An 11,091-nucleotide genomic window follows, 5' to 3' on the forward strand; every position below is an offset into this window, starting at 1 on the left:
CGCTCGGCAGCGTGCAGGTGGTGGTGTCCGATGCCCAGTTGCAGCGCAAGCTCGCCGCAGACAAGCGCTTCCAGACGCGCGTGCTGCTGGCGCAGGCAGTGGTGGCACTGCTCATCATCGGCCTGCTGGTCTATCGCCGTATCCTCGCGCCTCTCCGCAAGCTGACCGTCGCCGCCGGCCGCATCGAACGCGGACACTTCGATAACCGCATCGCGCTGACGCAAAAGGACGAGATCGGCCTGCTTGCCCATCGCATGGAGGCCATGCAGTCCAGCCTCAAAACCCTCTTCGACGAACAGGCGGCGATCCTGGGCAATATCCCGGCCGGCGTGTTGTTCGTGCGTGATGGCCGGATCGCTTTTGCCAATGATGCGGCCCAGTCCATGCTGGGCATGAGCGAAACCGGACTCCTGGCGCTATCGAGTGCGCAGATCTTCGAAGAATCACAGCAACAAGCCGCCTATCTGCATGACCGGATCCAGCACCATCTTGGCAGGGTGGGCGAGATCGTCCTGCTCAAGCGCGCCGATGGCAGTACCCTGCCGGCCGAACTGCGCACTTCGCCGATCGACGGCTCCAGCCAGCGGGATCAGATCTGGGTGCTCATCGATATCTCAGAACGGCTGGAAGCAGAAAGCAGCATCGCCCGCCTCAGCTTCTACGATCCGGTCACCGAACTGCCCAACAGGCGGCTGTCCCTTGACCGCCTGCGGCGTGCGCTGATACGCCAGCAGTCGCATGGACTGCCGTTGGCCGTGTTCTACATGGAGATCCATCGTGCCGATCTTTCGCAAGGGCTGGTCAAGCCGGATGAGGTGGATCGTCTGCTGGCCGAGTGCGCACGCCGGCTGGCCGCCTGCGTGAGCGACGGCTATATGCTGGCGCGTATCGATGGAGAACGTTTCGCATTGGGCGGCGAGATCAAGAGCCGGGATCTGGCCGAGGGCATCAAGTTCTGCGAGGCCCTCGCCAACAGGCTCATTGCAGCGCTCGCGCCGGCGCCCGGCAAGGAGGTCAGTTTCCCCTGCTCCCTCAACATCGGCATCAACATCCTGCGTGGTGACGTGCAATCGGCCGAGGAAGCGGTGATGCAGGCCAAGCTGGCCATGGTGCAGTCACTCGCCGCGGGCCGCAATGTCTTCCGCTTCTTCGATCCGGCCATGCAGGCCCTGGCCAGCCAGCGCAGTGCACTGGAAGTGGAATTGCGCACGGCGGTGGCGCAGCACCAGTTCGTGGTGCATTACCAGCCGCAGGTTACCTTTGAGGGCAAGGTGGTCGGGGCTGAGGCGCTGGTGCGCTGGAAGCATCCGCTCAAGGGCATGGTGCCGCCGGCGCTGTTCATTCCGGTGGCCGAAGAATTGGGATTGATGGAAGAGATCGGCCACCAGGTGCTGGAAGCCATCTGCCGCGATCTCGAATCCTGGCAGCGCGAAGGACTGGCCAGGGAGCTGGTGGTGGCGGTCAATGTGTCGGCGCAGGAATTCAAGGTGGACCACTTCGTGGCGCGCTTCCACGAAACCATTCGCCAGCACCGCATCAGCTCCAAGGCGGTGAAGGTGGAACTGACCGAAAGCATGATGATCGACAAAATCGATGAGGTCATCGAAAAAATGAATGACCTCAAGTCGCATGAGGTCTCGATTTCGCTCGATGATTTCGGGACCGGCTATTCGTCCCTGTCCTACCTGGGACGCTTCCCCATCGACCAGCTCAAGATCGACCAGAGCTTCGTGCGCAGGATGCAGGACGATGCCGCCACGGCCAGCATCATCCGCAGCATCATCATGCTGGGCCAGAGCCTGGGGCTGTCCATCATCGCCGAAGGGGTGGAGACGATGGAACAGCGGGACCTGCTGCATGCGCAGGGTTGCACGCTGTATCAAGGCTATTGGTACGGCCGGCCCATGCCGGGAGAACAGTTCACGGCGCTGCTGGAGGGCCGGCAGCGCGCGTCCTGAGCAGAGACCCAGGCAGGTGCGATCACGCGCCGCTGTAGAGCGAGGTGTCGAGCGCCTGGCCCTGGGTGCTGCTGTCGGAGACCGAAGGCTTGGCGCCGGTGTTCTGCATCGGCTCGCCCAGGCGTGCGGCTTGCAGCTCGGCGACGACATCGGCGCGCATCTTGCTGCCCTGGAATTGCACCACCGGATAGTTGCTGCGGGCGTTCAGGTTGGCCTGATCGCGTGCGGCTTCCGTGGTCACGGTCGATTGAGCGAAGGCCGACAGGGAGAAGGCGGTGGCCAGTGCGCCGAGGACGAGGTGCGAGGTTTTCATGATCAGATTCCTTTGAGTGCGTTTTCACAAGATCCCTGGTGCTGCACAGGATGTGCGCTGCCAGGGATGGCGCGATCGCCGTGCTTGGTTGGCGAGTCGTTGGAATGGATTCTAGGGAGGGGGGCCGTACAGAAACATTGCCCAGTCATTACACATTTGTAATGAATGCCGCATCCGGCTGGGTCACAATACGTGCTTGTCCGTCAGGAATTCCGATCATGCACATCTTGTTGGTAGAGGACGAGCCCAAATCGGGCGAGTACCTGCGTCGCGGCCTGACCGAGTCCGGCTTCGTGGTGGACTGGGTGCAGACCGGCGTGGACGGCCTGCACAATGCGCGCACGCTGGACTACAAGCTGATCATCCTGGACGTGATGCTGCCCGGCATGAACGGCTGGGACATCCTGCGCGAACTGCGCCGCACGCATGACACGCCGGTGCTCTTCCTCACCGCCCGCGACGAAGTCGAAGACCGCGTCAAGGGCCTGGAGCTGGGTGCCGACGATTACCTGGTCAAGCCCTTCGCCTTCACCGAACTGCTGGCGCGCGTGCGCACCCTGCTGCGGCGGGGGCCGAGCCGCGAGGCCGATCTGATCGAGTACGAGGATGTGGTGGTGGATGTGATTCGCCGCAAGGTCACGCGCGCCGGACAGCGCATCGATCTCACTGCCAAGGAGTTCGCGCTGCTGCACATGCTGATCCGCCGTCCGGGCGAGGTGCTGTCGCGTCCGCAGATTGCCTCGCAAGTATGGGATATGAATTTCGACAGCGATACCAACGTGGTAGACGTGGCCGTGCGCCGTCTGCGGGCCAAACTGGATGAAGGATTTGACCAGAAGTTGCTGCACACCGTGTGGGGCATGGGTTACGTGTTCGAGGTGCGGCGGTGAGACGTGCTACCGCGTCGATGAGCCTGCGGCTGGTGGTGCTGTTCGGATTGCTGGCGCTGGTGCTGTTCACGGCCGTTGGCAGCTATCTGTCGCACTCGCTGCACATGCAGCTGGAGGCGCGCGACGATGAAGAGCTGGCCGGCAAGTGCCGCTCCATCAATCACCTGGTCGAGCATGCGGCGTCACTGGAGGACATCCTCGCCCGCCGCCACCTGGTACTGGACACCCTCTCCGGCCATGATCAGCTGCTGGTGCGCATCGCCCGCGCCGATGGCAGCACCCTGCTGGAAAGCCATGACCCCACGCGCACCTCGCCGGATGTGGACCTGTCCACCGTCAAGATCCGCAGCTGGGACCACATCGAAGCCTTGCGCATGGGTGACCTGCGCGCGCGCTACATCGCCAGCATGCCGGTCACTCGCTCGGGCGAAAAGGCCATCGTGCTGGTGGTGCGTACGGCCTCGGATCGCATGCTGCTGCTGGCGGACTATCGCGCCGATGTATGGTGGGCGGCGGCCATCGGCACCGTGCTGGCAACGCTCTTGAGTTACTTCCTCGTGCGCAGCGGCTTGCGTCCGCTGCGCATGATGGCGGCACAGACGCGCGCCATCTCGGCCAACAAGCTCGATACCCGGCTCGACCTGCAGGCCGCGCCACGCGAACTGCACGAGATCGTGCAATCCTTCAACGACATGCTGGACCGTCTGCATCGCAGCTTCCAGCAACTGAGCCAGTTCTCCGCCGATCTTGCGCATGATGTGCGCACCCCGCTCAACAACCTGATGGTGCAGACCCAGGTGGCGCTGGGCAAGCCGCGCAGCCTGGATGAATACCAGGCCCTGCTCAGTTCCAACATCGAGGAATACGAACGCCTCTCGCGCATGATGGAGAGCATGCTGTTCCTGGCCCGCGCCGACAACGCCCACGTAGTGCTGCAGATCCAGCCGCTGGACGTGGCCGAGGAACTCAACCGCATCGCCGACTATTTCGAGGGCATCGCCGAAGAGGCGCAGGTGCGCATTGCGGTGGCCGGCAGCGGCACCCTGTACGCCGATGCGACCCTGCTGCGCCGTGCGGTGGGTAACCTGGTCGCCAATGCCATCCGCTATACGCCGCCGCAGGGCATCATCAGTCTGGAGGCCACCGTGGTGGCGGGCGCGACCCTGATCGGGGTGGCCAACCCGGGGCCGGGGATCCCGCCGGATCAGATCGAACGCATCTTCGACCGTTTCTACCGCGCCGATCCATCGCGCAGCAGCGCCAGCGGTTCCAGTGGCCTGGGCCTGGCCATCGTGCGGACCATCATGGCGCTGCACGGCGGACAAGCCAGCGCAAGCAGCGAACCGGGACGACGTACCGTGTTCACTTTGCGCTTCCCCGAAGCTGCCGGCAACGTGCCGGACAAAGCGTGATACAGGTGGCGAACATCGCGCGAGCACTGTACCGGGAAACGTGCAGAGCGATGTACAGATGAACGTGCAGAAAAACGAACAACAAACCTTGCAAGAAGACGGTCAACAAGAGTCGAAAAGCGCAGCAGAAAGCAAACATGGCGCGCACGCGCCATGCAGCTTCAAGCCGGAATGCCGGGGTTCAGCGCGAATCCTCACTGGGCAGCGAAAGCAGGCTGGTCCGCATGAGATCGGGCAATTCCATCTCCAGCGCGAGGGCCAGGGCCTCCATGTTGTCGACGGAAATATTCCTTTCCCCGCGCTCGACTTCGCTCAGGTAGGTGCGACTGATGTCAGCGCGGAAGGCCAGCTCTTCTTGTGACATCTCTTTAAGCCGGCGCACCCTGCGGACGTTCTGTCCGAAGATGACGCGGGCGCTCTGTGGAGTCTCTGATTTTTTCATGAGCGCAAGGATCAATGCGGCTAGGGGTGACGGTCGATTAGCTACAATTACAAACGCACAAACTATCGGTGACAATCACTTATACCCTTGAATGTCTTGATGAATAATCGAAATTTATCGAGATTCCGACCCTAGTTTCAGCGCGTATTTTTCGAAATTGTTCTAGTGGCTATTCGAAATTTTTCAGAAGTTCCCGCCTTGTTTTGACTCCTCGTCTCATGCTGCGAGCATGCCGCCGGAAATTTCTCACTCTCTGCCATGGATAAACAACAAGCCTTGCGCCGTACCAAGCGTCTAGCCCTGGGTTGTCTGCTGGGTTCGGCTGCGCTGTTCGTGGCTGCCTCGCTGGCAGCGCCCTCAACCTGGAGCGCGTTGCTGCGTGCCATGGCCGAGGCCGCCATGGTGGGCGCACTGGCCGACTGGTTCGCCGTCACGGCACTGTTTCGCCGGATTCCGCTGCCGCTGCTGGCACGCCATACCGCCATCATCCCGCGCAACAAGGAGCGCATCGCCGACAACCTCGCCGTCTTCGTGGAAGAGAAATTCCTGAGTCCGCAGTCGCTGGCCGGACTGGTGCGCCGCCATGATCCGGCGCAGCGACTCTCGGCCTGGATGGCTGCGCCCGAGAATGCCGCGCGCCTGGGCGGCTACATGGCGCAGGCGGTCGGTGGTGTGCTCACGCTCACCGATGACCGCCGCATCCAGGCCTTTGTACGGGAAGCTCTGCAGACCGCGCTGGGCAAGCTGGACCTGTCGCGCTCGCTGGCCAGCATTCTGGATACGCTGACGCTGGATGGCCGTCACCAGCAGCTGCTGGACCGCGCCATCGTGGCCCTGGCCGAGCTGCTCAACCGCGAACAGACGCGTGCGTTCATCGCCGAGCGCATGGTGGAATGGCTGCAGCGCGAATATCCCAAAATTGAAAAACTGCTGCCCTCGAACTGGATCGGCGAGAAGTCCGCCGATACCCTGGCCGACATTCTGGACAAGCTGCTCACCGGAATCGCGGAGGATCCGCAGCACTCGCTACGCCAGGCCTTCGATCGCCAGCTGGCCGGCTTCGTGACGCGCCTGAAGGAAGACCCGGCCCTGCGCGAACGGGCGGAGGAGATCAAGCGCGAGATCTTGCAGGGCGAGGCCGTCAACGCCTATGTGGGTAGCCTGTGGGACAGCCTGCGCCAATGGCTGCGGCAAGACCTGGCGCGTCCCGATTCGGCCCTGCACGCCCAAGCCAGCGCGGCCACGCAGTGGATCGGGCGCGCCCTGCAGGAAGATGCCGAACTGCGTGCCTCGCTCAATGCCCATCTGGAACAGGCCATCGCCAGCCTCAGTCCGGATGTGGCCCAGCTGCTCACGCGCCACATCAGCGACACCATCAAGCAGTGGGACACGGCCGAGCTGTCACGCCAGATCGAACTCAACATCGGCCGCGACCTGCAGTACATCCGCATCAACGGCACGCTGGTCGGGGGACTGATCGGCGCGCTGCTGTTCGGCTTGTCGTGGCTGATGCAGTGGCTGGTGCACGGGGTTTGAACGGCCTCAGGAGGATTGCTCGGCACGCTCCTTCAAGGCCTTGCGCATGATCTTCCCGGTGGCCGTGGTCGGCAGCGCATCGACAAAGGCAATTTCGCGCGGATATTCATGCGCCGCCAGCTGCGAACGGACGTGCTGCTGCAGGGCCGCCACCAGTGCGGCGTCCGGGGCATGTCCTTCCTGCAGCACGACAAAAGCCTTCACTACCTCCGTACGCAGGGCATCTTTCACGCCGACCACGGCCGCGATCCGCACTGCCGGATGGCGCATCAGGCATTCCTCGATCGGAGCGGGGCCGATGCGATAGCCGGCACTGGTGATGACGTCATCATTGCGGCCCAGGTAGCGGATGTAGCCGGCTTCGTCCATGTTGCCCAGGTCTCCCGTGAGCAGGAAATCACCGGCGAATTTTTCGCGCGTCGCTTCATCATTGCGCCAGTAGCGCAGGAACATCACCGGATCCGGTGCACGGATGGCGATATTGCCGACTTCGCCGCGCGGCAGGACGGCACCCTCTTCATCTACGATCTGTACATCGTGTCCCGGGACTGCACGTCCCATGCTGCCCGAGGCACTGGGGTAGAGCAGCGACGAGGACGATACGACGAGGTTGCATTCGGTCTGGCCGTAGAACTCGTTGATGGTCACGCCCAGCGCGCTGCGGCCCCAGGCGATCAGGTCATCGCCCAGCGTCTCGCCACCGCTGGCCACGCTGCGCAGCGCAAAATCCCATTGCGCACGTGGATCCGGCGTGCCGCGCAGCATCTTCAACGCCGTCGGCGGGAAGAACACGTTGCGGATGCCATGCCGCGCCAGCAATCCGAAGACGGTGGATGCATCGAATTTTTCCAGACGGCGCGCTACTACCGCCACGCCGTGATACAGCGACGGCAGCAGGACATCCAGCAGGCCGCCGATCCAGGCCCAGTCGGCGGGCGTCCAGAAGCGGTCACCGGGCTGCGGGAAACTGTCGTGCGAGACTTCCATGCCCGGCAGATGGCCCAGCAGGACGCGCTGTGCATGCAGTGCGCCCTTGGCCTTGCCGGTGGTGCCGGAGGTATAGATGATCATGGCCGGGTCATCGGCCAGCGTCGTGACCGGCTCGAATGTGGACGAGGCCGCATGCAGGCGGTCCCAGAAATCGGTAGTCTGCGGCAGCACGATGTCGGACTGCTCCACGCAGAACACCACTTTCAGTGCCGGCAGTTCACCCGCGAGATGGACCTTGTCCATGCCCGATGCGTCGGTGACCAGGGCGGCGGCTTCGCTGTTGTCGAGACGATAGGCGATCGCTTCCGGGCCGAACAGGTAGAACAGCGGCACCGTCACTGCGCCCAGCTTGTAGGCGGCGATGTGAGTGATGACGGTCTCGATGCGCTGCGAGAGGTAAATCCCGATGCGGTCGCCGCGCCGGATGCCGGCCTCGCTCAGCACGTTGGCGAACTGGTCGCTCAGGATCTTGAGCTGGTCGAAACTCCAGGTGGTGACCTTGCCATCGCCGTCCTCGGCAATGATGGCGGGACGGCCGCTGCCATCTGCCCAGCGGTCGCAGGCGGCGTGGGCGATGTTGAAGACCTCGGGGATCTGCCAGTCGTAGGCAGCGGTGGTATCGGCACGGTAGTGGGCCGGGGTGATCACGGGGCGTGGCGCGATGTCTGGGGGCACGTCTTGTCTCCTGTCGGGTGGCTGTGGGCCAGGCCTGCATGGGGCCGGGCTCCGGATGGCCGGTCATGCCGGCACGCCGCCTATCATAGCGCCCCCGGGGCGGATCAGCATGGCACAACAAAATGACAGTCGCGCAATGCGACTGGTCGAACTCTGACGAGTTTGCCTGGCAACCTCGGCCACTTCCTCCAAGCGCGCGCAGCCCTCCTCTAGGATGGCTCTCCTCTCGCCTTCTGCCGTTTGATGCCGGCATCACCCTGGTTCCGGGATGCCGCGCGGATGGCATTTCCAGCAAGGATGTCCGTATGCCCGACCGCACGTTTTCCGCGCTATTCCAACCCGGGTCCCAACAGGCCCGTGCTCTTCGGCTGCGCTTGCCGCAATCGCACGCGGCCTTGCAGGGCGCGCTGCTGATACAGCAGGTGACGGGCCGCGAGACCCTTTGTGGTGCCACCGAAGTGGAGGTGCTGTGCCTCTCGCCGCGCGAGGACTTGCCGCTCAAGGAATTCATGGCGGTGCCGGCAGAAATCCAGCTGGTGACCGACCAGGGTCTGTTGCGCACCATCTGCGGCTTCATCGCCGAGGTCCATGCGGGCCAGATCGATGGCGAGCTGAGCTGCTATCGCCTGCTGTTGCGGGACGCCTTGAGCCTGATGGGCCAGCGCATCAATACCCGCGTCTTCCTGCACGCCAGCGAGGCCGATGTAACCCAGATCCTCATCAGCGAGTGGCGGCAACGCAGCCCCTTGCTGGCCAGCAGCATGGAGGTGGATTGGTCGCTGCTCGGAGAACGCTACCCGGCACGCGAATTCATCATGCAGCACAACGAATCCGATGCCGATTTCCTGCGTCGCCTGTGGAAGCGGCGCGGCATCGGCTGGTGCATCCGTCCGGGCGAGCCGCCACTGCCGGGACAGGCTGCCTGTCCGCGTCATCTGCTGGTGCTGTTTGACGATCCCATGCAGCTGCCGCGCAACGCGGCGGGCAGCGTTCCCTGGCAGCGCGATCATGCGCCCGGCACGCAGGACGGCCTCCTGCGCTGGCAGGCCACGCGCCGCCTGCGGGCTGGCAGTGTCAGCCGCCATACCTGGGATCACGCGCAGGATGGGCCGCTACAACGGCATATGAACAATCCGGCAGCGCAGGGCGCACTGGGCGACCGCTTTGCCCAGCTGCTGGATGACTATCTGGTGGAGGCCCCGCACATCGCCGACGATAGTGAAGATCTTGACCAGATTGCCCGGGCGCGCATGCAGCGGCTGGCACTGGAGAGCAAGGAATTCGGTGCCGATTCCACCGTGCGTGCGCTGCGTGTGGGCGAGTGGATCGTCGTCACGGGGCATCCCGAGCTGGAACATCATCCTCCGCATGAGCGCGAATTCATCGTGACCCGGCTGGAGTTCCATGCCGAGAACAATCTGCCGGCCTCGCTGGATGAGCGCCTGCGGCGCGCCACTCCGCATCGTGAAAGCGAGCTCGGCGGATTGGCCGACCTGCAGAGCCGTTGCCGCGAACAAGGCCTGCGCTATCTGAACCATTTCGCATGCGTGCGGCGTGGCATCCCGCTGGTACCGGCCTTTGATCCCCGCGTGGATCTGCCCCGGCCGCGTCTGCAGAATGCCCATGTGGTCGGCCCGGCGGGTGAAGAACTGTACTGTGACGCGCTGGGCCGCATCAAGCTGCGCTTTCACGGGACCCGCATGCAGGATCACCAGCTCGCCGGCGGGGCCAGCGACAGCGAACGCGATTCCGCCTGGGTGCGCGTGGCCAGTCATTGGGCCGGACGGCAATGGGGCGCGATCAATCTGCCGCGCGTGGGCGACGAGGTGCTCGTCGATTTCCTCGGGGGCGATCCTGACAAGCCTGTCGTGATCGGCCGGCTGTACAACGGGCTGTCGCTGCCGCCTGCCTTCAGCGGCGTCGGCAGCCTGCCCGGCAACCGCTTCCTGGCGGGCGTGCGCAGCAAGGAGATTCAGGGCCAGCGCTACAACCAGCTGCGGCTCGACGACACCCCGCGCCAGATCAGCGCCCAGCTTGCCTCGCAACACGGACAGAGCGAACTGAACCTGGGCTGGCTCACGCATCCCCGCACCGAGGGGCGCAGCGATGCGCGCGGCGAAGGGGCCGAGTTGCGGACGGACCAGGCGCTGGCGCTGCGCGGAGGACAGGGTGTGCTGATCAGCGCGAGCCGGCGCAGCCAGGCCAGCGGCGCGCAACTGGATCGGACCGAGATGCTGGGGCTGCTGCGTGTGCTGCAGAACGTCCAGCAGGAACTGGCGGCGCTGGCCGAGACCCATCATGCCGGGCCGACGGCAGTGCAGTCCTTGAGCGAGTTGCGCACGCGGCTCGATGCCTGGGAGACCGGCAGCAACACGCAGGCCGAAGGCAGCGGTGGCGGCGAGCCGGTGGTGGCCGTGACTGCACCGGCCGGTGTGGCCATCACCAGTGACGAGGGCGTGGTCCTTGGTGCGCAGAAGGAAATCGATCTGGTCAGCGTGGGCAATACGCAGCTCTCTGCGGGCAAGAAGCTGTTGGTGCGGGTGGCGGAGAGTATCAGCGTGTTTGCGCAGCGCTTGGGGATGCGGCTGGTCGCGGCCAGCGGCAAGCTGCAATTGCAGACGCACGGCGATGACATCGAAGCTACCTCAGCGCGCCGCATCATCCTGACGGCTGTTGATGAAATCGTCCTGCAGGCTCCCCGGCTGAAGCTGCTGGCGCAGGGTGCGCAGATTGATCTGGGGGGCGGCGCGATCACGCAGCAGAGCAGCGCGGATCACATCATCCGCTCGGCGAATTTCCATCATGTAAGCGGTGCTGACAGTGCACCTCCGGGCGTGGAACTGCCGGCCAGCGCCATGCGTACCGACGAACGTTT

8 protein-coding genes are annotated in these 11,091 nt (G+C 64.1%); 5 read left to right on the forward strand and 3 right to left on the reverse strand.

Features of this window, described 5'->3' with window-relative positions; all coding sequences use genetic code 11:
* Window positions 1-1,958 (forward strand): putative bifunctional diguanylate cyclase/phosphodiesterase (locus tag B3873_RS23490; RefSeq protein ID WP_286869334.1); only part of this gene is annotated, 1,958 nt, incomplete at its 5' end.
* A gap of 22 nt (window positions 1,959-1,980) precedes the next feature.
* Here the strand turns inward: B3873_RS23490 and B3873_RS23495 are convergent.
* Window positions 1,981-2,271, reverse strand: a complete 291-nt coding sequence (locus B3873_RS23495; RefSeq protein WP_286869335.1) for a DUF4148 domain-containing protein — start codon at window positions 2,269-2,271, stop codon at window positions 1,981-1,983.
* Window positions 2,272-2,489: 218 nt separating this feature from the next.
* Here B3873_RS23495 and B3873_RS23500 point away from each other — a divergent pair, with 218 nt between their 5' ends.
* Together B3873_RS23500 and B3873_RS23505 are read left to right on the forward strand one after the other, a co-directional pair.
* The gene (locus B3873_RS23500) at window positions 2,490-3,161 is read left to right on the forward strand and encodes a heavy metal response regulator transcription factor (protein WP_034331353.1); all 672 of its coding nucleotides are present in this window, start codon (window positions 2,490-2,492) and stop codon (window positions 3,159-3,161) included.
* On the forward strand, window positions 3,158-4,573 hold the full coding sequence (locus B3873_RS23505; RefSeq protein WP_286869337.1) for a heavy metal sensor histidine kinase: 1,416 nt from the start codon (window positions 3,158-3,160) through the stop codon (window positions 4,571-4,573). Before B3873_RS23500 ends, B3873_RS23505 begins: the two co-directional genes overlap by 4 nt.
* Before the next feature lie 181 nt (window positions 4,574-4,754).
* Here B3873_RS23505 and B3873_RS23510 read toward each other — a convergent pair whose 3' ends face one another.
* The gene (locus B3873_RS23510) at window positions 4,755-5,015 is read right to left on the reverse strand and encodes a helix-turn-helix domain-containing protein (RefSeq protein WP_034331351.1); all 261 of its coding nucleotides are present in this window, start codon (window positions 5,013-5,015) and stop codon (window positions 4,755-4,757) included.
* A gap of 258 nt (window positions 5,016-5,273) precedes the next feature.
* On the opposite strand from B3873_RS23510, the gene B3873_RS23515 reads away from it, so the two are divergent.
* Window positions 5,274-6,551: a DUF445 domain-containing protein gene (locus B3873_RS23515; protein ID WP_286869340.1), complete on the forward strand. Its 1,278-nt coding sequence runs from the start codon at window positions 5,274-5,276 to the stop codon at window positions 6,549-6,551.
* Between the two features lie 6 nt (window positions 6,552-6,557).
* On the opposite strand, the gene B3873_RS23520 is transcribed toward B3873_RS23515, so the two are convergent.
* A complete protein-coding gene (locus B3873_RS23520; protein WP_286869342.1) occupies window positions 6,558-8,216 on the reverse strand; it encodes an acyl-CoA synthetase in 1,659 nt (552 codons plus the stop codon).
* A 374-nt stretch (window positions 8,217-8,590) separates the two neighbouring features.
* Between B3873_RS23520 and B3873_RS23525 the strand changes: the two genes are divergently transcribed.
* A partial coding sequence (locus B3873_RS23525) for a type VI secretion system Vgr family protein (RefSeq protein WP_286869344.1) occupies window positions 8,591-11,091 on the forward strand: 2,501 nt, incomplete at its 3' end.

The organism is Herbaspirillum sp. UBA812 (assembly GCF_002296545.1).
GTDB classification, from domain to species: domain Bacteria; phylum Pseudomonadota; class Gammaproteobacteria; order Burkholderiales; family Burkholderiaceae_D; genus Herbaspirillum; species Herbaspirillum huttiense.